This is a genomic window from Streptomyces sp. NPDC002328, assembly GCF_042890065.1.
Lineage (GTDB): Bacteria > Actinomycetota > Actinomycetes > Streptomycetales > Streptomycetaceae > Streptomyces.
Genome location: NZ_JBIARQ010000016.1, coordinates 120407 through 145391, shown reverse-complemented (window position 1 = coordinate 145391; position 24985 = coordinate 120407). Strand labels below are relative to the sequence as shown.

Below are 24985 nucleotides of genomic sequence, written 5' to 3'. Positions count from 1 at the left end.
TGACTTCAGCTCTCTCTCTGCTTCAGGACCTCGGCGAGGCTCGGAGCCTCCCGGTCCCGCCGGGACATCGAAGTGGGCGGCAGCGGCCAGGGGACGGCGAGCTCCGGGTCGTCGAAGGCGATCGTCACGTCCTCGGCCGGGTCGTGCGGGCGGTCGATGCGGTACGAGGTGTCGGCGGTCTCGGTCAGCGCCTGGAAGCCGTGCGCGCAGCCCGCCGGGATGTACAGGGTCGTCTGCGTCTCGCCGGACAGTTCGAAGGAGGCCACGCTGCGGTAGGTCGGTGAGTCGGGGCGCAGGTCGACGACGACGTCGAAGACCTTCCCGTACGAGCACCGCACGAGCTTGGCCTCGCCCGCGCCGGAGCGCAGGTGCAGTCCGCGCAGCACCCCCCGGACCGAGCGGGACAGGCTGTCCTGGACGAAGGCGTCCGGGTCGAGGCCCACCGAGCGGACCACGTCGGCGTCGAAGGTGCGGCAGAAGAAGCCGCGTTCGTCGGCGTACGGGGTCGGCTCGAACAGGTACGCGCCGACGATCTCCGGGACGGCGGTCGCTTTCATGGGGTCTCCTGCCGGGCGTTGGCGGTTGCCGGGGACAAGACCGCGGTCAAGGCGGTGAATTGGTGCTCGAGCTGCCGGGCGGTGATCCGGTTCCGCTCGGCGAGCGTCTGCCTCAGCTCCGTCGAGCGTTTCTCCAACTCCTGGAACTGTTCGAGGAGTTGGTCGGCGTCGAGTTCGCGCGCCGGGTGGCAGTACGCGGCGAGGCCCATCCGGGCCATGAGCGCGTCGCTCTTCGCCGCGTAGCTGAGTGCGAGCGTCGGCGTGCCGGCCTTCAGCGCGCAGACCAGGTTGTGGTACCGGGTCGCCACCACGGCGTCGGCAGCCGCCGTCTCCTTCATCAGGTCGGCCAGCGAGGCCGCCTCGGCGGCGGTGACCAGCGGCGAGTCCACCGCCTCCAGGATCGCGGCGACCACCGGCGCGTCGCACGCGTCGCCGGTCAGCAGCCGGACCGGCCTGCCCTCCTCGACCAGCGCCCGCACGAACCGGGTCGTCCCGTCGAGATAGCGCCGGTGGATCTCCTCGGCGCGTGCGCGGTCGTCGTCGCCGCCGTGGAAGTCCATGACGCCGACGCAGACCCGGCCGGGCGGACCCGGGGGCGGCGCGCTCGCGGGCGGCGTCGGCAGGGCGAAGGCGAGGTCCGGGTAGACCTCGTCCCGTGCGGTGTCCACGCCCATCTCCCGCAGCGCGTCCCGGGATTGAGCGTCCCGGTAGGACCGGTAGGCGGCCAGCCGGGCCGACCAGCGCACCAGGGCCCGGGTCGGCCGGCTGCCGATCGGGGCGGCGCCGACGCCGACCAGCGCGACCCGGGCGCCCAGCAGCCGGCCGCTCGCGCAGAGCAGGAACAGCGAGTACGGGAAGCCCCACGGCCGCAGCGGCAGCGTGGCCTCCAGGACGCCCATGCCCGGCACGATCACCACGTCGTGCCGGCGCACCCAGGCGGCGGTGCGGAAGACGTCGACGAGTTTGCCCAGGCCCTTGCCCGCGATCGCGCCCGCACGCGACGCGGTCCGGTACTCCCCGCGGTACCAGTGCAGCCGCGTCGCGGGGATCCCGTAGCGGGACGCGACGACCTCGGGCCCGCCGCACAGCGCGTCCACGACCGCGTCCGGGTGCTCGGCGCGGAGGTGGCCGAGCACGGCCTCCAGCGACCCGTCGTTGCCGAGGTTGCCGGAGCCGAGCAGGCCGAACACCCCGACGCGCACGGGAGTTCTCATGTCAGCCGCCCCTCTGCCTGCTGCCCCTCTGTCGGCCTCTGCTCTGCCTGCTGCCCCCGTGTGTGCCGCCCCTCCGCCCGCCGTCCCTCGCGTCCCGCGACGAGGTCGTCGACGGAGACGGTGAGCCTCGCCGGGTCGACCGGGGCGCGGTCCTCGACCCGCTCGCCGGCGCCCGGCCGCACCCGGCTGGTCATCCACGCGGCCAGGTGGCCGTAGCAGGCGCGCCGGTCGGCCGCCGAGAGCGGCGCCCGCCGGATCGCCGAGACGAAGCCCGACACGTACTCGGCGAGAAGCCGCGGCGTCGGATGCAGCGGGCCCGCCCGGCGCGGGTCCAGATTGACGCACCGGGAGCGCTTGGACGGGTTCGCCCGCTCGGCGCGGGCGGGGTGGTCGCGACGGAAGTACAGCAGCTCCGGCACCTGGTGGAAGGGCCCCTGGAGGACGATCTGGGCGACGAACGTCCGGTCCGCGTGGTGATAGCTGTCGTGCGGCTTCACCCGGCGCAGCATGTCGGCGCGCATCACCCCGTAGAAGTCGTCGCCGCCGGGCTCGAACAGGAAGCTGCGGAAGCGCTCCGGGGCGTGCGGGGAGGCGGTGGCGAGCCCGTACTCGTACGGCACCTTCACCTGCCCCTCGCCGTCGATGACCGCCTGGTCGGAGTGGGCGAGGACCACGTCCGGCCGCGCGTCCAGCGCCTCCACGCAACGCCGCAGCAGGTCCCGGGCGTACAGGTCGTCGTGCGAGGCCCACTTGAACAGTTCGCCGCGGCACTCGGTGAACACATAGTTGTGGTTCGGCGCGGCGCCGATGTTCCGGCGCAGCCGGAGGTAGCGGATGCGTGAGTCGCGCGCGGCGTACTTGCGGCAGATGTCCTCGGTCCCGTCGGTCGAGGCGTTGTCGGAGACGACCAGCTCGAAGTCCTCGTAGGTCTGGCCGAGCAGGGCGTCGAGCGATTCGGCGAGGTACTCCTCGCCGTTGTAGACGGGCAGGCCGATGCTCAGCCGGGGACGGGCGGTCATGGTGTCCTCACTTCGGGGATCAGATGGTGGTGGCGCTCGCGCAGGGCGGACCGCAGGTGCAGCCACCACACGGCCGACGCGCAGACGGTCGCGGCGGCGACGCCCCAGGCCGAGCCGACCGTGCCGCCCAGGACTGCCCCGCCGAGGCCGCCGGCGACATAGCAGGCGGAGGCGAACAGCTGGCAGCGCAGGCTGCGCCGGGCCGCGGCGAGCGCGCGCAGCCCGGCCGCCGCGCCGGTGCCGAGGCCGGCGCCCGCGACGCCGAAGGTGACCGGCACGATGAGCTGTGCGGCGGAGTGCCAGACGCCGCCGAGCACGAACCCGCCGAGCCGGTCCGGCATCAGGAGCAGCGCCCCGCCCCAGAGCAGCGCGGCGGCGGCCTGCCCGCCCCCCAGCAGGAGGCAGAACCGGCCGAGTTGGTGGGGCGTCTGCCGCAGCACCCGTGCCGCCTCCGCGACGGTGACCAGCGACAGCCCCATCAGCACGGCGAGGAACGGTCCGAGCAGGAGCTCGGCGCCCCGGACCGCGCCCACCGCGCCGACCCCCGCGATCGCGCCCAGCCCGTACGCGCGCAGTTGGCTCGCGCCGCTGAGGCTGACGTTCTCGACCAGGTACCGGTAGCCGAGGTCGCGTTGCTCGCGGAGCCACGCGCGTGCCCGCGTCACCCGGGGCAGGATGCCGGACTGGACGTAGCCGTACCCCGCGGCCACCGTGGCGGACGCGCCCCAGGCGAGCACGAAGGCGGCGACGCTGCCCACGCGGGCCGCCACGACCATGGCGGGGACGAGCGCGACCCCCCACACGACGTCGTTGACGAACGCCTTCCGTCCGGCGCCCGCGGCGAAGAACGCGTACCGCCAGGCGTCCTGGAGCAGCAACCCCGGCAGCATGACGCCGAGACAGGCGAACGCGGGCCCCACCCGCCCGCCGAGAGCGAGGCCGACGGCCAGACATGCCGCGCCGATGGCCGCGCCGACGCCGAGCGCAGTGCCCGAAGAGCGGGCCGCCGCCCCGCGCCAGGACGCGTCCGGCACACCGCTGAAGCGCACCACGAGCGGGTCGGTGGCGAGGCCGCGGGAGACGTTGAGGACCACGCCGTACGTCACCCAGGCGAGGCTGAACACGCCGAACGCGGTCACCCCCAGGGAGCGGGCCACGTAGACGCCCACCGCGAAGTTGCTGATGCTGGAGGCCGCCTGGTCGGCCAGTCCCCAGGACAGCCGGCCGACGAAGGCCCGCCGCGCGGATCCGGCGGACGCCGCCGGCGCTGTCCGCGGATTCGCCTCCTCGGTGGTCGTCGGTTCCTCGGCGGGCATCGGTGTCACGCCTTGATCAGGCCGGCGCCGCGCAGGGCGTCGGCCGCGGCGGCGACGGCGTCGAACGGCAGCCCGGACCGCTCGGCCACGTCCAGCAGAGCGTGCTCGCCGTCGGAGAGGCTCAGCACCCAGAGCATGGCCATCTGCGCCTGCTTCGCGTCGCTGCGCCCGCCGAGCGAGTCGTACAACCCCCGTCGGCCCAGCTGCGGTTCGCCGTACGGGCTGAGGTTGACGTACCGCCGGTTGCGGTCGAGGACGGCGAACGCCTCGCGGCAGACGGCGAGGGTGTCCGCCATCGCCGCCGGGGAGACGAAGTCCGGGTTGTCCGCAGAGGTGTGGTACTCGGGGTAGCCGGCGTACGGGGTGCGGCTGAGCGAGCCCACGCCGAGATCGAACCCGGGCGAGCAGAACTGCCGCTCGTCGTAGCCGTACGGGGTGAACTCGGTGACGTGGTGCGGGCGTTCGGAGGTCGCCAGCACATGCCGCAGCACGCGGTCGATCTCCGCGTCGCCGCGCCTGCTCCGCTTGTACGTCAGCCGGCCCGGGTCGCCGGCGCAGGCGAGCACCAGCCCGTGCTTGACCCGGTCGATCCGCTCCGCGTTGCGGGCCAGCCAGGTGATCGCCCCGATGGTGCCGGGCGCGAAGAGGAACCGGTAGGTGTAGTACGGCGATTGCTCGGCCAGCGACCGGGCCAGGAACGTCGCCACCGCGATCCCGGCCAGGTTGTCGTTGGCCAGCGACGGGTGGCAGACGTGGCAGGAGACGATCACCTCGTCGGCGACCTGCCCGGGGACCACGTGCTCGGCGTAGGTGAGGTGGCCGTCGGCGAGCGTGGAGTCGACGCGCACCTCGTAGTCGCCGTCAGGCAGCGCGTCCAGGGTCTCCTGGGCCAGGCAGAACCCCCACTCCGGCTGGTAGTAGCTGGTGCGGTACGGCACCCAACTCGGGTGCTCCGGGAGGGTGTACAGGTGTGCGCGCAGCTCGGCCAGCGGCATGGTCGCCGACACCGGCACGCTGTAGCCGAGCACGTGCAGGCTGGACGCGGCGAAGTCCACGACCCGGTTGCCCGCGCCGTCGGCGATGTACGCGTCCCGGATGTTCCACTCCTGCGGCACCGTCCAGTCGAGGACCTGGGTGCCGGTCGGCACCTCGTGCACCTGGAGCGGCAGGTACTCGCCGACGATCTCCAGGGTGGCGCGCACGCCGTCGCCGGTGATGCTCCGGCACAGCGGGTACAGCCGCTCCACCAGCGCGTGCATCTCCTCGCCGGCCGCGGTCACCGGCGCCACCGCAGGGTGTCGTCGACGGCGCCGGCCACGGACGCCGCGCGCAGTACGGCGAGCCGGGTGAAGCGCTGCTCGAAGTCCTCCCGGGTCAGGTCGAACTTCCGGTAGGCGTCGGCGAGTTCGACCGCTCCCTGCTTCACCGTCCACGCGCATTCGAAGCCGGGCACCGCGGCGCGGAACCGGGAGAAGTCCACCCGGTAGGACCGCGGATCGGCCCCCGTCTCACCGGTGATCACCACCTTCGCCCCGGACACCGCCTCGGCGACCTGCTCGGCGATCTCGGCGACCGTGACGTTGTTGACCTCGCTGCCGATGTTGAACGCCCGGTCGTGCACCGCTGCGCGCGGCGCGGTCAGCGCGGCCGAGAAGGCCCGCGCGATGTCGGCGGCGTGCACCAGCGGACGCCACGGAGTGCCGTCGGACAGCACGAGCACCTCGCCCGACAGCAACGCGTGCCCCACCAGGTTGTTCAGCACGATGTCGGCGCGCAGCCGGGGGGAGTACCCGAAGGCGGTGGCGTTGCGCATGAACACCGGGCTGAAGTCGCCGTCGGCCAGCGCGTGCAGGTCGTCCTCCACCCGCACCTTGGACTCCGCGTACGGCGTCACCGGGCGCAGCGGGGCATCCTCGGCCACCAGGTCGCCACCGCCGGCGGCGCCGTAGACCGAGCACGTCGACGCGTACAGGAAGCGCCGCACCCCGGCGTCGCGGGCCAGCCGGGCCAGCCGTACGGACGCGTGGTGGTTGATGTCGTAGGTGAGTTCCGGAGCCAGCGAGCCCAGCGGGTCGTTGGACAGCGCGGCCAGGTGGATCACCGCGTCCACCCCGGCCACATGCTCGGCCGTGACATCGCGCAGGTCGACGCGGTGCCCCCGCGGGTCCTCGGGCGGCGGGCCCAGCACGCAGTCGGCGAACAGGCCGGCGTCGAGACCGACGACCTCGTGCCCGGCGGCCGTGAGGACCGGGGCCATCACGGTGCCCAGGTAGCCCTGGTGTCCGGTCAGCAGTACGCGCACAGTTCAGTCCCCCAGTTCGGAAGTGCCCAGGTCCAGCGTGAGTTTGGCGACGGCGAACGCCTCGGCGTAGCGCGCGTGGCATTCGATGCCGCGGATCCGCGCGAGACCGAGGAACGCCTCCCGGTCGTACCAGGGCCGGTGCCGTTGCGAGGGGTAGTGCTCCTCCAGCAGCCGCGCCTTCGCTTCGGCGGTCTCCGGCGACAGCGGCTGGTACGCCGTCGGACGGCCGAGATCGCCGTCCCACTTGACGATCTCGTAGCCGAACACGAGGTGGTCGCGGAACGCGGTGGTCATCAGCTCCGCCAGGCCGCGGTGGTCCTGATGGGCGTCGTCGGTGCGCGGGGCGAGCACGAGGTCCGGCTCCGTCGCCGCGCGCAGCTCCTCGACCGCGGCCTTGGCCTCGTCCCAGTGGGCGGGCAGCCGCCCGTCCGGCAACTTCAGTACGGTCAACCGCAGTTCGGCGTCCGGGCAGAAGGCGTCGAGCGCGGCCAGCTCCTCCTGCTCCCGCTCGCCGCCGCCTCCGGAGAGCACCAGCGCGTCGACGCGGACACCCGGCCGCGCGCGGCACAGCGTCAGCAGCGTGCCGCCGGCGCCGATGGCGATGTCGTCGCAGTGCGCGCCCACGGCGACGATCCGGTCCAGGGGCCCCGCCCCGAGCCGGATCACGCCCGTACCCCGGCGGTGTCCCGCTCCCACACGGCCCACGGCCGGTCGCCCCGGGCGTACGCCTCGTCGAGCGCGGCCCGCTCCTTCACGGTGTCGGTCGGCTTCCAGAAGCCGCGGTGCTGGTGCGCCACCAGCCGCCCCCGCTTGGCGAGTTCGGCGCAGCCGTCGGCGACCAGGTCCCCGTTCTCCGGGATGTGGTCGAAGACCTCCTGGCGGAGCACGAAGTAGCCGCCGTTCTCCCACAACGGCAGTTCGCTCACCGCGGTGATGCCCCCCACCAGGCCGTCCTCGCCCAGGTCCACGCAGTGGAACGAGGACTGCGGCGGCACCACCATCATCGACGCGCCGGCGTCGCGCCGCGCGAACCGGTCGATCATCTCCGGCAGCGGGGCGTCGGTGAGCACGTCGGCGTAGTTGGCGAGGAACATCTCGTCGCCGTCCAGGTGATGCCGCACCCGGCGCAGCCGCTCCCCGATCGGCGACTCGATGCCGGTCTGCGCGAACGTGATCGTCCAGTCCGCGATGTCGGTGGACAGCAACTCGGTGCGTCCGCCCCGCAGTACGAAGTCGTTGGACGTCGTCTCCTCGTAGTTGAGGAAGAAGTCCTTGATGTGGTGGGCCCCGTACCCGAGGCACAGGATGAACTCCCTGTGCCCGAAGTGCGCGTAGTAGCGCATGACATGCCAGATCAGCGGCCGGGGGCCGACCATCGCCATCGGCTTGGGCACGTCGTCGGCCGCGCCGCTGCGCATCCGCATCCCGTAACCGCCGCAGAACAGGACGACCTTCATGCCTTGACCTCGACAATGCTCAGTTCCGGTATGGGAAAGACCAGTCGGCCGCCCCACTCGTGCACGAACGACAGCTGCTCCACCAGCTCGGCCCGCAGGTTCCACGGCAGGACGAGGACGTAGTCCGGCTTGTCGGCGGCGATCCGCTCGGGCGGCAGGATCGGGATGCGGGTGCCCGGGGTGAACCTGCCGTGCTTGTAGGGGTTGCGGTCGACCGTGTACGGGAGCAGGTCGGGCCGGATGCCGCAGTGGTTGAGCAGGGTGTTGCCCTTGCCCGGCGCGCCGTAGCCGACGACCGTCTCACCGCGCTCCGCCGCCTCGACGAGGAACCGCAGCAGATCCCGGCGCACCTTGGCCACCCGGGCGGAGAACTCCGTGTACCCGGACAGCTCCTGGAGTCCGGCGGCCTTCTCCCGGTCCAGCACGTCGGCCACCCGCCGGGTCGGCTCGCCCGCCGCCTCGGCCGGCCGGGCCCACAGCCGGACGGACCCGCCGTGCGTGGGCAGCAACTCGACGTCCACGAGCGTGAGTCCGCCGCTCGCCAGCGCCCGGACCGCGGACGCGACCGTGTAGTACTGGAAGTGCTCGTGGTAGATCGTGTCGTACTGGTTCTCCTCGATCAGCGTCAGCAGATGCTGCACCTCGACGGAGACCCAGCCGTCGTCGGCGACCAGGGCGCGCAGCCCCCGGGTGAAGCCGACCACGTCGGGGATGTGCGCGTACACGTTGTTGGCCACGACCAGGTCCGCCGGGCCGTGCTCGGCCCGGACGGCCGAACCGGTGTCCGGGCTCAGGAACTCGGTGAGCGTGGGCACACCCGCGTCCCGCGCGGCGGCCCCGACGTTCACCGAGGGCTCGATGCCGAGGCAGCGGATCCCCCGGTCCACCACATGCCTCAGCAGGTAACCGTCGTTGCTCGCGACCTCCACCACGAACGAGTCGGCGCCGAGCCCCAGCCGCGCCGCGGCGTCGGCGACGAACGTGCGCGCGTGCTCCACCCAGGACGTCGAGTAGGAGGAGAAGTACGCGTACTCCTTGAACGTCTCCTCCGGAGTGATCAGCGGCGGGAGCTGCGCGAGCCAGCAGCCGGTGCAGACCCGCAGATGCAGCGGGTACGCAGGTTCCGGCTCGTCCAGCCGGTCCGCCGCGAGGAAGCTCTCGCACGGCGGGGTCGCCCCCAGATCGACGACGCTCTCCAGCGCCGCCGAGCCGCACAGTCGGCATCGTGTCATGTACTGCCCCCCAAGGATTCCGTCCCTACCGGCGGCGGCGTGCTGTCCCCGCCGCCCGACCGCCCCGCGATCGCGGCGCGGTACCCCTCCACCAGGCGCTCCAGGCCGACGACCGGGCTGAAGCCCTGCTCGTACCGGCGCCGGGCCGCCCGGCCCATCTCCTGGTTGCGGGACCGGTCCGCCGTGATCCGGCGCAGGCGGTCCGCGAGTGAGCCCGCGTCGCCCGGCCGGTGCAGCAGCCCGGTCACCCCCTCCTCGACGAGTTCGACGAAGGCGCCGTGACCGGCGGCGACGACTGGGACCCCCGCCGCCATCGCCTCCACGGCCACCAGGCCGAACGCCTCCAGCCACGTCGAGGGAGCCACCACGGCGACCGACCGCGCCACGGCCCGCCGGCACTCCGCCGTGTCGTACAGGCCGGCGTAGCGCACGTCGTCCCGGCCCGCAGCCCAGGCGGCCACCTCCCGCTCCAGCGGCCCCGCGCCGGCGATCACGAGCGGCACACCCACACCGCCGCTCGCCGCGAGCTCGTCCCACGCGGCCATCAGCAGCCGCACTCCCTTGGCCTCCGCGAGCCGGCCGAGAAAGAGCAGCTGCTCGCCGTCGCCCGCTCGACGGACGCCCGGATCGGGCACGAAGTTGTGCTTCACCGCCAGCCGCTCGGCCGGCATGCCGGCCCGCACCAGGACCTCGCGCTGCGCCGCGGAGATGCAGAAGAACCGCTCCACGCCCGACCACCACCGCCGCCGGTTGACCGACAGGCTGACCGCGAGCGGCACCGTCGCCAGCCGGGAGCCGCGGTAGCAGCCGTGCCGGACGGCGGGCAGCGGCGTCGACCCCACGCACTCGGCGCACGGCCGCCCGTCCCGTTGCAGCGTGCCGGGCGGGCACACCTGGGTGTAGTTGTGCAGCGTGGCGACGGCGGGCACGCCGGCGTCGGCGCAGGCGGCGAGGACCGCGGGCGACAGGAGCGGGAACACGTTGTGGACGTGCACCACGTCCGGCCGCCCGGCGCGGAGCCGGGTGGCGAGTTCCCTGCGGACTCCCGGGTTCCACGGCACGAGGAACGGCAGCGCGGCCTTGGCCGGCAGGGACCGGGCGGCGATGTCGTCGCTGCGCCGCTCGAACACCTCGACCCGGTGGCCGGCCTTGCGCAGCAGCGCCACCTCCTGGTCGACGACCTTGTTCTCCCCGCTCGGCTGCGCCGAGGCGTAGCGGTTGTGCAGGACCAGCACATGCAGGCCGGGCATGCTCAGTTCACCTCCGATGTCCGGGGCCGTCCCGGGACGCGTCGTCGAGGGACGTCGGGCGTCGACAGCCGGGGGAGTTCGGGCGTCGAGAGGGGAGCCGTCGCGGCCGGCGCCGCCAGCAGCGAGGCGGCGACGGCCAGATGCAGCAGATACGGCGAGGCGTCGCCCAGCCCGGCCTCGGTGTACGAGGCGATCGCGCAGTAGCTGATCAGGAAGATCGCGCAGGCCCTCGGCAGCGACGGCGGACGCAGCAGGGCGACGCCGCCCAGCACGACGATGAACGCCGCCACCAGGGCGACTCCGGTCACCCCCTGCTCGTGGTAGACGGCCAGCCAGCTGTTGTCGATCGGCAGCCCGCCGAACGACTTGTCGCCGAGCCCCGCGCCGAACAGGTATTCCGAGGTCGTGCGGGGCGCCGCCAGCAGGGCGTCCCAGACCTTCGCCCGGCCGGTGAGGCTCGTGAAGTTCTCCTGGCTCTGCCCGCGCAGGAACCACGCCTGCACCGCGGAGCCGAACCCCACCGCGGCCACGGCGGCGCAGCCCACCGCCCGGACGAAGAACCGGCGGGCGGCGGCGCTGGTCAGCACGAGCGAGCCGATGGCCAGCGCCAGCCCGACGAGCAGGCCGATCGTCGCCGTCCGGGTGTGGGTCAGCGCCAGCAGGACCAGCGCCGGCACGACGACCGCCACCGCGCTGGTCCTGTCGGCCCGGCGGCCCAGCACGAGCAGCACGGTGAGCCCGATGATCACCGCGGCGTACTGCCCGATCTGCGGCGGGGTGAGCGGCCACAACGCGCCGACCAGCCGCCCGCCGTAGAGCTCCGGCATGGCGGCCCCCGGTGAGACGACCGCGCCCGCGGCCACCGAGGCGAGGACCGCGAAGTACATCCGGATGTGGTGCCGGACGAACGTCAGGCCGCCGTCCCACCAGCGGCTGAGCAGCCACAGCGTGGCCACGAAGAGCGCCAGCCGGGCGCAACGGAACAGCGCGCCGAACCCGGACTCCAGATCCGCGCTGGAGATCACGCTCGGCACCAGCAGCAGGGTGAGCAGGAACAGGTAGGCGCCGGCCCGGACCCGCAGCCGGAGGTTGACCAGGAGCGCCAGCGCGAACGCGGCGACCAGCGCGCCCATGGTGACCATCTGGATGAGGGAGCGGGGCAGCGGGACGATGGTCTTCGCCCCGGCGGAGCCGAGCGTGTTGAGGACCAGCAGCCCCCAGGCCGTGCCGACGAGCTTCGGCGTGCGGCCCGCGATCCCCGGTGTGCGGCCCGCGATCCCCTGGGTGTGCTCCGCGCCCATCTCAACCACCGTCCCCTGCGCGGAAGACGCTGCCCGCGTCCTGCCGGTACGGCGTGGCCTGCCACTGACCGGAGTCGAGCGTCCGGCTCGGATCGTGGGCGACGAACGTCCACGACCCGAGATAGACGTTGTCGTGCCAGCGGTTCTGCTGCTCGCGGGTGATCGCCTCGGCCACCCGCTCGCCCTGGTACGGCGACCAGTCCGGATAGGTGCCGTAGTTGGCCAGCACCGCCATCCGGTCGCACTTCACCGCGCAGTCGACGACGGACTTGTCCAGCACGAAGCGGTTGCCGTGGATGTCCACCCGCTGGGTCTTCCACCGGCAGTCGGCGTACAGCGGTGCGGTGGCGATCGCCGGCTGTGCGCAGCGGCCGGTGTCCTTCACCAGCAACGTGCAGTCACCGGACGACGTGTTGGCCGGGCTGTTGCAGAACCGGTCGGCGTTCTCCCACAACGTGATCCCGGACCAGTTGTTCTCCAGCACGTTCCGGTAGATCTCGATCTTGTCCGTGCGGGCCTCGATCCGTGGTTCGCCGCCGGACTCGGACAGGTAGACGGTCGCGAACGGGAAGGTGTCGCCCCGGTCGGCGTACCGGCGGCCCTCGACCCAGTTGTTCCGCCGGATCGTGTTCTTCCGGATGACCGCGTTGTAGCTGGTCTCGTAGACCAGCGCGGCCCCGTCGTTGGCCTCGAGCACGTTGTCCTCGATGCGGAAGTCGTTGTTGTTGGTGTCCGCCCACAACCCGGCCCCGCGGTTGTCGTGCACCCAGTTGCCGCGCACGTCCGCGCCGTCGACGGCCCAGAACTTGACGCCCGCGGTGCAGCCGCAGCCCGGCCGCCGCCGCTCCCAGTCGTCCCGGTTGTTGCCCACGATCTCGTTGCCCTCGACCACGAGGCCGCTGATACGGCCGGCGGCCTTGTACGCGTTCATGCCGTACTGGCCGTTGCCGCGCAGGCAGTTGGCGCGGACCCGCTGGCGGGCGCCGGCCATCAGCCCCGCCCCGGAGTTGTCCTGGATCGTCGCGTGCTCGATCACCCACCCGTCCGCCGAGTCATGGTTGACCACGCCCTCGTCGTGCGGCGCGACGAACCCCTGCACGGTCAGATGGCGGATGGTGACATCGCGGGCGGCGCCGCCGAACGCGTACTGGTTGGTCCTGCGGCCGTCGAGCACCGCGCCCGGCGCGCCGAGGTAGGTGTTCCCCTCCTTGGGGATCACCTGGGCGTAGCGGTCCGGCGCGAGCCGGTGCGTGCCCGGTCGCAGCCAGAACGTGGTGTGCGGGGGGCTGCTCTTGGTCTTCGCGGCCAGGTCGCCGGCCACCGCGGGGTCGACGGTCACCGCGCCGGGCGGCGCTTTCGCCGGCCCGGCCGCGGGCCCGGCGCACACCCGGGCCACGGACGCGGACGGCGCGGCGGTCGGCTTCGGCCGCGCGCTCGGCGCGCTCTCACAGCCGGTCGCCGCCAGCAGGGCCAGCGCCAGCGGTGCCGCCGGCCACGCCCGGTGCCGCCACTTGATCCCCACCCGCCCCCCTAGCCGTGGAACCTGAGCACGGTGGTGAACCCCCGCGCGCCGTCGGTGAAGCCGGTGCCGACCAGCGTGGTGGCGGGTTCCTTGCGTCCGAAGCCGGCGGAGTACCAGCCCAGCGGCGGGTCGCTCTCGCCGCGGTGCGCCCGCCAGGACAGCTGCCCGGGCAGGTCGAGCGTCGCGGAGACGTCCTCGCCGTCCCGGGTCCAGCTGAGCGCCGCCCGGTCGTCCACCAGGTCCGCGGCGATCGCCGGGCCGAGGTGGAACGCCAGCCGCACGGCCCGGCGCGGGCCGCGCACCTCGTCGACCACCTTCAGCTCCTTCGCCGCGGCCGTCAGCTCCACCCGGCGGCGGTGCACGGAGGGCCGGTAGCCGTCGTGCTCGGCGCACCAGCGGGCCGTCACAGCGGCGGAGGCGGAGGCGTCGGAAGCGTCGGCGTCGGAGGCGGCGACGTCGGAGGCGGCGTCGTCGGCGGCCAGGACGCGGCTGCGGGCGTGCCGGGTCCACAGGAACGGTCCGCCGGAGACGGACTGGTCGACGCCGTCCAGTTCCAGGGTGTTGTGGCCGAGGGTCGACCGGAAGTACCGCCGCCACTCGGGCTGCCCGTGGTAGCAGAACGTCCCCGGGTCGGCGAGCACGTCGACCCCGTCGTACCGGACCTCCAGGGACAGCGCGTCCGCGTGCGCGTGCGCGGCGATGGACAGGAACCCGTGCGGACCGCCGTCGCAGCGGCACCAGATCTCCGCCGTCTCCCCCTGACTGCGCAGGATGGTCATGCCCGCGTCCGCGAAGTGGGCCGGTCTGCTCGCCGGGCGTGCCGTCGCCTTCGTCGCGTACGGCCGGATGAGCGCGGCGAGCAGCGGGGTGCGCACATCGGCGCCGGTGACCGACGGCCACCAGGCGAGCCGGCCGAACACGGCGTCCCCGGTGGCCAGCAGCGACGCCCAGCGGTCGGTGCCCGCGCCGTCCACGACCAGACCGTGCCCGTCGTCCGCGTCCCCCTGGCGCGGCGGCCGTAATCGGCTGTCCACGACGGCGGCGAGCGCGTCGGTCATCCGCAGCAGCACCAGCCGCACCGACGCCGGGACCGGCACCCTCGCGGCATCCGCCTCGGCCACCGCGGCCAGGCCGAGTTCCAGCACCAGTCCGTGGTACTCGGTGGCCAGTTCGCGGTTGAGGCCGGAGCCGAAGGTGTTGCCCCGCAACTGCCGCTCCAGCGACCGCAGCGCGTCGGCCCGCCAGCGCGCCGAGGAGGGGAACCAGCCGAACGCGCAGGCCGCGGCGAACTGCCCGGCGGCCTCGGCGACGACGTGGTTGTTGGCCGAGGATCCCCGGCTGGGGAAGCCGGCCAGCCAGCGCTGGTGGTGCCAGATCTGGTTCAGCGCCACCGGGTTGCCCTCGAACAGGGCGGACGCGCCCGGCCAGCCGTCGAGCAGCCGGCGGATCCACACCCAGGACAGCAGCCGGATCCCCAGCTCGATGCCGCTGGTCCAGTGCACTCCGCGCAACGGCGCGTTGGCCGCCCACCACGACCGCAGATGCTCGGCCACCCGCTCGGCGTACCGCTCGTTCCCGGTGACCGCGTAGGCGGCGGCGAGCACGGTGAGGTACTGGTGCCGGGACAGCTCCCAGATCTGCTTGATGTCCCCGACCGCGTCCTCGTCGCGGTACGGCACGTCGAAGGCGTAGCCCCACGGGGCCCGGCGCCCGGTCTTCGGGTCGAACCACCAGTCCGGGTCGGCCAGATCGTCGCGGTCCACGCCGAAGTACTCCGCGTGCCCGGCCATCAGCCGGTCCGCCTCCGCGACGAGGCGTTTCACGGCGTCCGGCGGGACCGCCGCGAGCGTCCCCGCGGGCAGTACGGCGGTGAACCGGGCGCCCCGCACGCTCGGACGGTCCGGCCGCGCCGACCGCCACCGCCGTCTGCGCACCGCGTCGACCGCCCGGCCGCCGACCTCCCGCGGCCCCATCCGGGACAGCCGCCGCAGGTACCAGCCGGCACTGCCCGAGCGCACGGTCATCGCGTCCTCGCCAGCGTCACCGGCGCGCCGCCGGCCAGGGCGGACCGCACGGCGAGGGTGGCCGTGGTGGTGGCGACCAGCGACTCCAGCGGCACCGGCATCGGCCCGCCGCTCCGCACGGCCCTGACGAACGCGGCCAGTTCGGCGTTCTGCCCCTTGTCCCGGGCCTTGGGCAGCCGCGAACTGACCCACCGCTTGCGGCCGGCCCCCGCGTCCGTGAACAGCGAGGCGCGGACGAAGTCGTCGAGCCGCAGCACCTTGCCGTCCGCGACGAGGTCCAGCGTCTCCTTGGGGAAGCCGGCCGCGCCCGTGGTGACGTAGCTGATCGTGGCGGTGGACCCGTCCGGGTAGCGCAGCACGACCTGTAGGTCCTCGTCGCCGGACGTGGCGACCGCGTACACCGAGACCGGGTCGGCCCCGAGCAGCCAGCTCGCCGTGTCAATGAAGTGCCCGCCCTCGCCCGCGAACCGCGAGCCCTCGGAGCCCTGCCGGAGGTACCAGCTGCCGTGCTCCAGCCGGCCCGCGTTGACCAGGTAGCGCAGGCTCGCCGGTCCCGTGCGGACGCCGAACCGCTTCCTGGCCTCCTGGAGCAGCGGCGCGAACCGGCGGTTGAAGCCCACCTGGAGCCGGTCGTTGCCGGACTCCTCCACCGCGTCGAGCACGCCGGTCAGTTCGTCCTCGGTGAGCGCCAACGGCTTCTCCACGAACACCGCTTTGCCGGCGAGGAGTGCCTTGCGGGTCAGTTCGGCGTGCGAGCTGTGCCGGGTGACCACGAACACCGCGTCGACGGACTCGTCGCCGAGCACGGCGTCGAGATCGGTGGTCGCCTCGGCGAAGCCGAACTTGCGCCGCGCGTTGGCCGCGGACAGCGCCGTCGTGGTGACGACCGCGGACAACTCGACGCCGTCGCGCTGCGCCAGATGCGGCAGCAGCATCGACGTCGCGTAGTTGCCCGCGCCGACGAACGCCAGGCGCACCGGCTTCCCCGCGGGCCGGGCCGTGGCGGGCCTTGCGCCGCCGCGTCGCACCGCGGGCACGGTCACCTCCGGGGCCACCGCCGGGGTCTCCGTCCCCGCCGCCTCCTCCTGCTGTCCCGGGTACCGGAACAGCACGGCCACGGCCTTCAACTCGCCGTCCTTCAAGCCCTGGTACGTCTCCACGGCGTCGTCGAAGTCCGCTACGTGGGACACCAGGGGCTCCACGTCGACGCTGCCGCGGGCGAGGAGATCGAGGAAGCACGCCAGGTTGCGGCGCTCGGTCCAGCGCACATAGCCGATCGGGTAGTCCCGCCCATCGAGTTCGTACTCGGGGTCGTAGCGGCCGGGGCCGTACGACCGGGAGAACCGGACGTCGAGCTCCTTCTCGTAGTACGCGTTCCACGGCAGGTCCAGACGGCACTTGCCGATGTCGACGACCCGGCCGCGATCCCGGCTCAGCCGCGCGGCCAGCTCGACGGGCTGGTTGCTGCCGCCGCCGGCGGCCAGGTACACCTGGTCCACGCCGTGTCCGTCGGTGAGTTCGGCGACGGCGGTCTCCACGGCCGCGGAGGCGGGATCGCCGCAGACCGCCGCGCCCAGACGCTCGGCCAGCTCGCAGCGCGCCGGATCGGGATCGACCCCGACGACGCGGGCCCCCGAGGCGGCGAGGAGCTGCACCACCAACTGCCCTATCAGCCCAAGGCCGATGACCAGCGCCACGTCGCCGAGCTGCGGCTCGCCCTGGCGGACGCCCTGCAACGCGATCGAGCCGACGGTGCCGAAGGCCGCGTGCCGCGGCGCGAGGCCCTCCGGCACCCGGGCGTAGAGGTTCTTCGGCACCCAGTTCAACTCGGCGTGCAACGCGTGCTCGTTGCCGGCGCACGCCACGAGGTCGCCGACCTTCACGTCGTCGATCCCCGCGCCGACCTGCTCGACCACCCCGCACAGCGAATAGCCCAGCGGCGTGTAGGAGTCCAGCTTGCCCATCACCTTGCGGTAGGTGGCGGGCACCCCGTTGGAAGCCACGCTCCGCACGACCTTGGCCACCTGGTCCGGCCGGGAGCGGGCCTTGCCGAGCATCGACATGCCGGCCTCGGACACCTTCATGAGCTCGGTCCCGGTGGAGATCAGCGAATAGGCGGTACGGACCAGCACACCGCCCGGCTTGCACCCCGGCGCCGGCACGTCGAGCAGCGCCAACTCGCCGCTCTTGTAGTTCTGTACGACCTGTTTCACCCGAAGTCCTCTTGTCTCTACGCCGTCACGTTGTCTCTACGCCGTCAACTGCGTGCTCCGGCCGGAGCCGGAGGTCGCGCCGCGGTACCAGTACTCGAGGGTCAGCACGTGCCACAGATGCTTGGAGAAGTCCCGCTGCCCGGCGGCGTCCTCGGCGACCATGCGCGCCAGCGCGTCATGGCGCAGGAACCCGGACTTGACGAGCAGGCCGTCGTGCACCACCTCGCGCACCAGCGGCGCCAGATCCCGGCTCATCCAGGCCCGCAGCGGGGCGCTGAACAGGCCCTTGGGCCGGTACACGATCTCCCGGGGCAGGACCGACGCGGCCGCCTCCTTGAGGACGGCCTTGCCCTGCCGTCCGACGATCTTGCGATCGCCGGGCACGGCGAACGCCGCCCTGACCACCTCGACGTCCACGTACGGCACCCGCACCTCGGTCGACGCGGCCATGCTCGACCGGTCGGTGTAGGCGAGGTTCAGGCCCGGCAGGAACATCCGGGCGTCGCCCAGGCACATGCGGTTGACGAAGTCGTCGAGGTCGTTGTCCCGGTAGACGTCCGCGTGCTCGGTCAGGACGTCGCCGACCGTCCCGGCCAGGTCCGGATCGACCAGGGCGAGCAGCTCGTCCCGGTCGTACATCGTGTAGCTGCGCCGGAACGCGGTCTCCTCCGGCAGATCGGCGAAGGACAGGAACCGCTTCGCGAAGCGCACCGACCGGAAACCGCGGCGGCTCGTGGCGACCGGCAGCCGGTCCACGGCCCGGGACAGCCCGCGCCGCAGGGGCCGCGGGACGCGCTGGTAGCGCAGCGCGATCAGGTTGGCCAGGTGCTTGCGGTACCCGGCGAACAGCTCGTCGGCGCCCATCCCCGAGAGCATCACCTTGACCCCGGCCTCCCGGGCGGCCGAGCAGATCAGGAACGTGTTGATCGCGGCGGGGTCGCCGATCGGCTCGTCCAGGTGGTACGTCATCCGCGGCAGCAGGTCGAGCACGTCCGGAGCGATCTCGATCTCCCGCAGGTCGACGCCGAACCGCTCGGCGACCTGCCGGGCGTAGCGCAGGTCGTCCGGCATCGCCTCGAACTTCGCGTCCGCGGCGCGGAATCCGATCGTGTACGCGGAGATCCCGGGCCGGTCGCGGGCCGCCAGCGCGGTCAGATAGCTGGAGTCGAGACCGCCGGAGAGGAAGGTCGCCACGGGCACGTCGGACAGCAGGTGCCGCCGGGTCGACTCCTCGACGACGGCCGCCAGGTCCGGCCGCTCGCCGGCGAGGGCCCGCTCCCGGCCCTCCGCGGCGACATCTCTCAGGTTCCAGAACCGGCCGCGCTCCACCCGGCCGTCGGGCCGGCACCTCAGCCAGCTCCCCGGCGGCAGCTTCTCCGCCTCGCGGAACGCGCACCGGGAGTCCGGCACCCAGTAATAGAGGAGCGAGGCCACCAGCGCCGCGTGGTCCACTTCGAGCGACCCGCCGGTCACCGCGGCGAGCGCCTTGAGCTCGGAGGCGAACACCAGACCCTCGCCGCGCCGCAGCAGGAACAGCGGCTTGACGCCCAACTGGTCACGCGCGAGTACCAGTTCACCCGAGCGCTCGTCGAAGACCCCGAACGCGAACATGCCGCGCAGCCGGGGCAGGCAGTCCGTGCCCCAGCGCCGCCAGGCCTCCAGCAGCACCTCGGTGTCGGAGGTGCCGCGGAAGCGCACCCCGGAGGCCGCCAACTCGGCACGCAGCTCGGGCGCGTTGTACAGCTCGCCGTTGTACGTCAGGACGAGGCCGTCCGAGACCATCGGCTGGGCGCCGGTGTCGGAGAGGTCGATGATGGCCAGCCGTCGGTGCCCGAGGTGCACCTCGCCGTCCCCGGCGGGGTGGCTGTACCGGCCCGCCCCGTCCGGACCGCGGTGGGCGAGGGTGTCGGTGAGCCGGTCGGTGACGGCCTTCCCGTCCGGCCATCGGTACGTGCCTGCGATGCCACACATGTGCTACCGCGCCTCCTGGTCGCTGTCGGGGACCCGTGCCGCCCACATCGGCAGCCGCTCCGTCCGCTGCCGGTCCGTTCGCTGCCCGTCCGTCCGCTGCTGGTCCGTCCGCTGCTGGTCCGTCCGCTGCTGGTCCGTCCCGTTGTGCCGGGCGAGCGGCTCGTCGTGGCCGCGCGGCGCGCTCCGCGGCCCGTCCCACAGCGTGCCGTCGGTGCGGTCACGCGGATCCGGGTCGATCAGCACCACGCCGAGCACCGCGATGCGCTGGTCCGCGAGCTGCCGCGCCACCGTGTGCAGCCAGGCGGCGCTGCCGTGCCCGGCCCGCACGACGAGCACGGTCCGGGTGCCGAGGTGCCGGAGGTCGGTCCACGCCGTGCCGGGCGCCACCGAGCCGACGCCGAGCCGGCGCTCCTGCTGCGCCCCGGTCGCGGCCTGCTCACCGCTGACCACGGTGGGGTCTCCCGGCTTCGGGCGGCGGTCGGCGAGCTGCCGGCCGGGCAGAGCGTCGACGACGACCACCGGCTCGTCCGCCGACAGGGCCGCGGCGAGGTCCAGCGCGATGACACTCGTACTGCGCGCACAGCCCAGTTCCAGCAGCGACACCGGTTCCGCGGAGTCGCGCACCGTGCGGGCCAGGGAGACGGTGAGCCGTTCGCGTGCCGTCCGGATCCGCCGGCGCCGCAACCGCCCGGCCGTGCGGAGGGGCAGCTCCGCGATGACCGAGGCGCCGAGGTTCGCCGCGATCTCCCGGCGCAGCACGGGGCGGTCCGCCACCACCGCGCCGACCGCGGCCACCGCGAGCCCGAGGGCCAGTCCGAGGACGAGCCCGATCACGGCGTCGGTGGCGGCGGTCCTGGGCAGGGAGTGCCGCACCGGGCGCGGGGCGTCCACGATCTGTGTGCCGGCCACGATCCGCGGCGTGCCGATGCGCGCCTCCGCGGCGCGCTGGCCGAAGTCGGTGATGCGCGAGGTGAGTTCGGCCCGGCGGGCGAAGAGCGACTCCATGTTCGCCGACGCCTTGGGCCCGCTCTCCGTCGATCCGTCCCCGATCGCCCTGTCCACCTGGGCGAGTTCGCCCCGCAGCCGGTCGCGCTGGTCGAGCAGGGCCTTGGCCTCGGCGTCGGCGGCTGCCTGGATCCGCCGCACATGGTCCGCGACGAACGCGTCGGCCAACGCCTTCGCGCGGGCCACCGCTTCGGCCTCACTGTCGCCTGTCGCGGTGATCTGGAGCAGGTTGTTGGTCAGTCCGATCCCCTCGTACTCCCGCATGAAGTCCTCCGGCTTTTCAGAGGACTTGAGGGACCGGAGGGCCGCGTCGGCGATCCGCGTGGTGTGCAGCAGCGCGACGTCCGTGCGGATCAGCGTTCCGGGATCGTTCGGCTGGTCCTCCTGATGCGCGACCAGCACCTTGGCCACGGCGGTCGGCGGCGGCGGCATCAGGACCGCCACCGCCGCGCCGACGAGCAGCCCCAGCAGCGCCATGGAGCACCAGAGGCGGCGGCGTCGGCGCACCGCCACGACCAGCACCTGGAGGTCGAGCAGCGGAGCGGCCGCCGGCGACCCATCTGCCTGATCTGCCGAAGTCGTACGCGTCGTCACCCCGCACCTCCCGTCGCGTCGGCGCCGACCGCGAGCGCCGGGGTGGCGGCCTCCGGCGGACGCCCGGCGGACCGCGTCGGACGGATCCGGACCGTGCCGGCGAGGACGACGCCGACGATCTCGTACCCCGCGTCCGCGCACGCCCCGGCGATCCCGGCGAGCTCCGCCGCGGTCCAGTCGCCCGCGCTGAGCACGACCAGGGCGCCGGACTCGTCGTCGCGGTCCGGCACCATCGGCCGGGACGCCGAGACCCGCGCCACCCGCAGCAGCGGATCGCCCTCGGCCTCGGCGACGAGCTGCCCGGCGGCCCGGCGCGCGATCTCGTCGCCGTCCGGGACGACGACCAACAACCGCCGAGGTGAGGCAAGTTGGTCCCGTAGGCGGGCACACACCCGCTGGTAGCGGATCCGTCTGCCGGCCTCGTCGCCGGACGTCTGCGGGGCCGGTGCGTCCCATCGCTCGTCGACGCCCAGCAGCCGGCTGATCCGGGTCCACGGGCCGCGGCCACGGCCCTCCGGCCGGCGTGCGGGCCGTTCACCGGGCACGTCGACGGTCCCCAGCAGCGCCGAGCCCAGCGCCGCGGCGATCTCCGGTTCGGTGCGCAGCCGGCGGCTCATCCGCGCGGCCGTGAGATGGCCGACGACCGCGAGCAGGAAGAACAGCAGCGCCCCGGCGACGACGAGCTGCGTCCTCGTCGGCGGCGCCTCGCCGGACGGCCGGGCCGCCGGCCCCATGACGACCAGGTGCGCCTGGTTGGCGGCCGGGTCGGCCTCGTCCAGCTTGTTGATGGCCTCCTGGAGCGCGGTGCGCAGCTTCGCCAGCTCGGTGCGGGTCTGCACGCTCTCCACGCTCTCCCCCCGGCCGGCCGCGTCGGCCAGCTCGGTGATGCGGCGGCTGGTCTGCACCACCATCTGCCGCAGCGCCTCGGGCTGCGCCGCCGCGTCGGGGTCGGCACCGTCGCCCGCGATCCGCGCGGCGAAGGCGACGAACTGCTCGGCCACCTCGTCGCAGAGCCTCTGCGCGCGCTCCGGGGTGTCGGCCGTGCCCGAGATCTTGATGATGTTCCCGTCGGCGGCCTCGGCGCTCACCCGGTCCCGCAGCCCGCCGCCGCCGGTCCCGGCCGGGCCGAGCGCGGCGGCGGCGCGGTCGACGACCACCGAACTGGTCGCGATCTCCGTCTGGGTCAGCAGCTCGCGCTCCTCCCACGCTCCCGGCAGCAGCACCGACGCCGACGTCGTGTACCGCGGCGGAAGCAGCCAGGAGACGCCGTAGCCGAGGAGGGCGCCCATCACGGCGAGGACGGTGAGAAGCCGCCGCCGCCGACGGATGATCCGCCCGATCGTGACCAGGCGTATCGTTTCATCGCTCAACGACGCTGCCTCTTCCCTGCCCGGCCCGGGTCGTCGCCGACACCGGAGCGTGGTCACGGCAGGCGGCGGCGTAGGCGGCGAGCAGCGACGCTTGCGAGTTCCGCCAGGAGAGCGGCCCGCCGATCCGCTCCTGACCGATCTTGCCCATGCGGTCCCGCGCCTCCGGGTCGTCCAGCAGCGTCGCGACGAGCCCGGCGAACCCGGCCTCGTCGTCGGCGGGCGCGTAGACGGCGGCGTCACCGGCGGAGACCCGCGCCTCCTTCAGGTCGAACGAGACGATCGGCCGGCCCATCACCATGTACTCCAGGACCTTGTTCATGGTGGACACGTCATTGAGCGGGTTGTGCGGGTCGGGGGAGAGGCACACGTCCGCGGTGGACAGGTAGCGCACCAGGTCGGCGTCGGGAATCCGCCCGGTGAACTGCACCTGCTCCGAGAGCCCGAGCCGCCGCGACAGCTCCACCATCGCGTCGAAGGTGTCGCCGGCGCCGACGAACACCGCGTGCCAGTCGGTCCGCCCGAGCTCGTCGCGCAGTTTCGCCAGGGCCCGCAAGGCGTAGTCGACGCCGTCCTGCGGTCCCATGACGCCGAGGTAGCACAGCAGATGAGGCTTGCCGCGCTTCAGCTCCGGCTCGGGCGGCACGGGGTGGAACCGGTCGACGTCGGGCGCGCTGCGCACCACGAAGACGTCCTCCGGCCGCCGGCCGCCACGGCGCAGCGCGACGTCCCGGTAGCTCTCGTTCGTGGCGAGCACGACGTCCGCGGCCCGGTAGGTCAGCCGCTCCAGCGCGCACACGGCGCGGTAGAGCACGTCCTCGCCGCGGCCGAACCGGGAGAGGTACAGCTCGGGCACCAGGTCGTGCTGGTCGAAGACGAACCGCGCGCCGCGCCGCTTCAGCCACAGCGCCGGCAGGAACAGCAGGTCGGGCGGGTTGCAGGCGTGGACCACGTCGACCGGGCCGACCTTGCGGGCCAGCCGGACCGTGTGCCACAACGCCGTTCCGTACTCCCGCAGATAGCCGGCCGGTCCTCCGGTGGCCGCGCGCAACGGGTAGCGGTGGATCCGCACCCCGTCGATCTCCGCCTCCGCCTCCGTGTCCCGCTTGCTGCCCCGGGGGCAGATGACGTGCACCTCCCAACCCGCGTCGCGCAGGGTCGTGCACTCCTGCCACACCCGCCGGTCGAACGGCACCGACAGGTTCTCCACCAGGACCAGCGCGCGCCGGCCGCTCCCGGCCGCGTCGCCGGACGATCTGTCACCAAGCAAGGCCCACGTACCCCGGTTCGGCCCGGCGCGCCTCGGCGTCGGGAAGGCGGACGAGATCGACGATCACCGGGCCGCCGCCATGGGGCAGCGCCGCCAGCACGGCCGGATCCCTGGTGCCGACCAGGCACACCTCGGCGTGTTCGAGCACCTCCTCGACGGAATCCGCGAGCAGTTGCGCGAGATGCGGCAGCCGGTTCTCGATGTACTCGCGGTTCGCGCCGATCAGCCGGGACAGGCTCACGTTGGCGTCGTGGATCCGCAGGTCGTACCCCTTGCCGAAGAGCCGCTCCGCCAGCTCGACGAGCGGACTCTCGCGCAGGTCGTCGGTGCCGGGTTTGAAGGACAGCCCGAACATTCCCACCCGGCGCTTGCCGGTGCGCTCGACCAGCTCCACCGCGCGTTGCAGATGCTCGGAGTTGGACGGCAGCACATGGGCGAGGATCGGCACCGAGACGTCGGCCCGCTGCGCCGCGTGGACCAGGCTCCGCAGGTCCTTGGGCAGGCAGGAGCCGCCGAAGGCGAAGCCGGGCCGCAGATAGGCGGGGCTGATGTTCAGCTTGCGGTCGGCCAGGAACACGTCCATCACCTGGTGCGAGTCCACCCCGAGCGCCCGGCACACCGCGCCCAGCTCGTTCGCGAAGCCGATCTTGAGGCCGTGGAACGCGTTGTCCGCGTACTTGATCGCCTCGGCCGTCGGGACCGGCACCCGGAACACCTCGCCGGGCAGGCCGTCGTACAGCGCCAGCACCGTGTCGCCGCTCGCCGGGTCGAGCTCGCCGACCACGGTCTTGGGCGGGTCGAAGAAGTCCCGCACGCTCGTGCCCTCGCGCAGGAACTCCGGGTTGACCGCCACCCCGACGTCCACCCCGGCCGTGCCGCCGACGTACTTCTCCAGGATCGGCACCAGCAGGTTCAGGCAGGTGCCCGGGAGCATCGTGCTGCGGAACACCACGGTGTGCCGCCCACCGCGTCCGCCGCGCTCCCTCAGCGCGGCGCCGATCTGCTCGGTGACCCGCTCCAGATACGTGGTGCACAGGCTGCCGTTGGGCTCCGACGGCGTCCCCACGCAGATCAGCGACACCTCGCTGTCCATGATCGCCTCGCGGACGTCGCCGGTGGCGCGTAACGCCCCGGTCCGCACGACCTCGGCGATGAGCTCGCCGATCCGCTCCTCGACCACCGGGGCCTTGCCGTCGTTGACCAGGTCGACCTTCACCTGGTTCACGTCCACCCCGATGACGTCGTGCCCCATGCCGGCCAGGCACGCGGCCGACACACAGCCCACGTAGCCGAGCCCGAAAACGCTGACTCTCATGACCCGTTCCTCCCCCCAGGCAGGCCCTGACGGCCTGCGGTCCGCGCGCCGGCGGA

Annotated in this window: 18 protein-coding genes and 1 pseudogene; all 19 read right to left on the bottom strand. The window is 73.3% G+C overall.

Going from position 1 to position 24985, the window contains the following annotated elements:
• Positions 1–5: 5 nt before the first annotated feature.
• The 19 genes and pseudogenes from rfbC to ACFYX4_RS31560 all read right to left on the bottom strand — a co-directional run bounded on the left by rfbC (position 6) and on the right by ACFYX4_RS31560 (position 24929).
• Positions 6–557: a dTDP-4-dehydrorhamnose 3,5-epimerase gene (rfbC, locus tag ACFYX4_RS31650; protein ID WP_389340461.1), complete on the bottom strand. Its 552-nt coding sequence runs from the start codon at positions 555–557 to the stop codon at positions 6–8.
• Positions 554–1771: a polysaccharide pyruvyl transferase family protein gene (locus ACFYX4_RS31645; protein ID WP_389340459.1), complete on the bottom strand. Its 1218-nt coding sequence runs from the start codon at positions 1769–1771 to the stop codon at positions 554–556. Before ACFYX4_RS31645 ends, rfbC begins: the two co-directional genes overlap by 4 nt.
• The gene (locus ACFYX4_RS31640) at positions 1768–2790 is read right to left on the bottom strand and encodes a glycosyltransferase family 2 protein (protein ID WP_389340457.1); all 1023 of its coding nucleotides are present in this window, start codon (positions 2788–2790) and stop codon (positions 1768–1770) included. The genes ACFYX4_RS31645 and ACFYX4_RS31640 overlap by 4 nt, the downstream gene beginning before the upstream one ends.
• Positions 2787–4106 (bottom strand): hypothetical protein, encoded by a 1320-nt coding sequence (locus ACFYX4_RS31635; RefSeq protein ID WP_389340455.1) that lies wholly within the window; start codon positions 4104–4106, stop codon positions 2787–2789. The genes ACFYX4_RS31640 and ACFYX4_RS31635 overlap by 4 nt, the downstream gene beginning before the upstream one ends.
• A gap of 5 nt (positions 4107–4111) precedes the next feature.
• Positions 4112–5395, bottom strand: coding sequence for a DUF4910 domain-containing protein (locus tag ACFYX4_RS31630; protein WP_389340453.1), 1284 nt, complete (start codon positions 5393–5395; stop codon positions 4112–4114).
• On the bottom strand, positions 5383–6408 hold the full coding sequence (locus ACFYX4_RS31625) for an NAD-dependent epimerase/dehydratase family protein (protein WP_389340451.1): 1026 nt from the start codon (positions 6406–6408) through the stop codon (positions 5383–5385). Before ACFYX4_RS31625 ends, ACFYX4_RS31630 begins: the two co-directional genes overlap by 13 nt.
• Positions 6409–6411: 3 nt before the next feature.
• Positions 6412–7074, bottom strand: coding sequence for a PIG-L deacetylase family protein (locus ACFYX4_RS31620; protein WP_389340449.1), 663 nt, complete (start codon positions 7072–7074; stop codon positions 6412–6414).
• Positions 7071–7865 (bottom strand): glucose-1-phosphate cytidylyltransferase, encoded by a 795-nt coding sequence (locus tag ACFYX4_RS31615; protein WP_389340447.1) that lies wholly within the window; start codon positions 7863–7865, stop codon positions 7071–7073. Before ACFYX4_RS31615 ends, ACFYX4_RS31620 begins: the two co-directional genes overlap by 4 nt.
• Entirely contained in the window at positions 7862–9097 is a 1236-nt protein-coding gene (locus tag ACFYX4_RS31610) for a class I SAM-dependent methyltransferase (protein WP_389340445.1), read from the bottom strand. The genes ACFYX4_RS31615 and ACFYX4_RS31610 overlap by 4 nt, the downstream gene beginning before the upstream one ends.
• Positions 9094–10338, bottom strand: coding sequence for a glycosyltransferase (locus tag ACFYX4_RS31605; protein WP_389340558.1), 1245 nt, complete (start codon positions 10336–10338; stop codon positions 9094–9096). The genes ACFYX4_RS31610 and ACFYX4_RS31605 overlap by 4 nt, the downstream gene beginning before the upstream one ends.
• Positions 10339–10349: 11 nt before the next feature.
• On the bottom strand, positions 10350–11648 hold the full coding sequence (locus ACFYX4_RS31600; RefSeq protein WP_389340443.1) for an O-antigen ligase domain-containing protein: 1299 nt from the start codon (positions 11646–11648) through the stop codon (positions 10350–10352).
• Position 11649: 1 nt separating this feature from the next.
• On the bottom strand, positions 11650–13170 hold the full coding sequence (locus ACFYX4_RS31595) for a right-handed parallel beta-helix repeat-containing protein (RefSeq protein WP_389340441.1): 1521 nt from the start codon (positions 13168–13170) through the stop codon (positions 11650–11652).
• Between the two features lie 8 nt (positions 13171–13178).
• Positions 13179–15194, bottom strand: a complete 2016-nt coding sequence (locus ACFYX4_RS31590) for an alginate lyase family protein (protein ID WP_389340439.1) — start codon at positions 15192–15194, stop codon at positions 13179–13181.
• The gene (locus ACFYX4_RS31585) at positions 15191–17407 is read right to left on the bottom strand and encodes a bi-domain-containing oxidoreductase (RefSeq protein WP_389340437.1); all 2217 of its coding nucleotides are present in this window, start codon (positions 17405–17407) and stop codon (positions 15191–15193) included. The genes ACFYX4_RS31590 and ACFYX4_RS31585 overlap by 4 nt, the downstream gene beginning before the upstream one ends.
• 36 nt (positions 17408–17443) lie before the next feature.
• The gene (asnB, locus tag ACFYX4_RS31580) at positions 17444–19378 is read right to left on the bottom strand and encodes an asparagine synthase (glutamine-hydrolyzing) (protein WP_389340435.1); all 1935 of its coding nucleotides are present in this window, start codon (positions 19376–19378) and stop codon (positions 17444–17446) included.
• Positions 19379–19381: 3 nt separating this feature from the next.
• Positions 19382–20977: a Wzz/FepE/Etk N-terminal domain-containing protein gene (locus ACFYX4_RS31575; protein WP_389340433.1), complete on the bottom strand. Its 1596-nt coding sequence runs from the start codon at positions 20975–20977 to the stop codon at positions 19382–19384.
• Positions 20974–22347 (bottom strand): Wzz/FepE/Etk N-terminal domain-containing protein, encoded by a 1374-nt coding sequence (locus tag ACFYX4_RS31570; protein ID WP_389340431.1) that lies wholly within the window; start codon positions 22345–22347, stop codon positions 20974–20976. The genes ACFYX4_RS31575 and ACFYX4_RS31570 overlap by 4 nt, the downstream gene beginning before the upstream one ends.
• Positions 22344–23614, bottom strand: a pseudogene (locus tag ACFYX4_RS31565) (glycosyltransferase family 4 protein). The gene ACFYX4_RS31570 and the pseudogene ACFYX4_RS31565 overlap by 4 nt, the downstream one beginning before the upstream one ends.
• Positions 23604–24929: a nucleotide sugar dehydrogenase gene (locus ACFYX4_RS31560; RefSeq protein ID WP_389340429.1), complete on the bottom strand. Its 1326-nt coding sequence runs from the start codon at positions 24927–24929 to the stop codon at positions 23604–23606. The pseudogene ACFYX4_RS31565 and the gene ACFYX4_RS31560 overlap by 11 nt, the downstream one beginning before the upstream one ends.
• Positions 24930–24985 lie beyond the last annotated feature (56 nt).

Coding starts and splice junctions, on each gene's coding strand:
- ACFYX4_RS31635 (WP_389340455.1), bottom strand. CDS start 4,106: ATGCCCGCCGAGGAACCGACGACCACCGAGGAGGCGAATCCGCGGACA.
- ACFYX4_RS31610 (WP_389340445.1), bottom strand. CDS start 9,097: ATGACACGATGCCGACTGTGCGGCTCGGCGGCGCTGGAGAGCGTCGTC.
- ACFYX4_RS31615 (WP_389340447.1), bottom strand. CDS start 7,865: ATGAAGGTCGTCCTGTTCTGCGGCGGTTACGGGATGCGGATGCGCAGC.
- ACFYX4_RS31645 (WP_389340459.1), bottom strand. CDS start 1,771: ATGAGAACTCCCGTGCGCGTCGGGGTGTTCGGCCTGCTCGGCTCCGGC.
- asnB (WP_389340435.1), bottom strand. CDS start 19,378: ATGTGTGGCATCGCAGGCACGTACCGATGGCCGGACGGGAAGGCCGTC.
- ACFYX4_RS31590 (WP_389340439.1), bottom strand. CDS start 15,194: ATGACCGTGCGCTCGGGCAGTGCCGGCTGGTACCTGCGGCGGCTGTCC.
- ACFYX4_RS31640 (WP_389340457.1), bottom strand. CDS start 2,790: ATGACCGCCCGTCCCCGGCTGAGCATCGGCCTGCCCGTCTACAACGGC.
- ACFYX4_RS31560 (WP_389340429.1), bottom strand. CDS start 24,929: ATGAGAGTCAGCGTTTTCGGGCTCGGCTACGTGGGCTGTGTGTCGGCC.
- ACFYX4_RS31600 (WP_389340443.1), bottom strand. CDS start 11,648: ATGGGCGCGGAGCACACCCAGGGGATCGCGGGCCGCACACCGGGGATC.
- rfbC (WP_389340461.1), bottom strand. CDS start 557: ATGAAAGCGACCGCCGTCCCGGAGATCGTCGGCGCGTACCTGTTCGAG.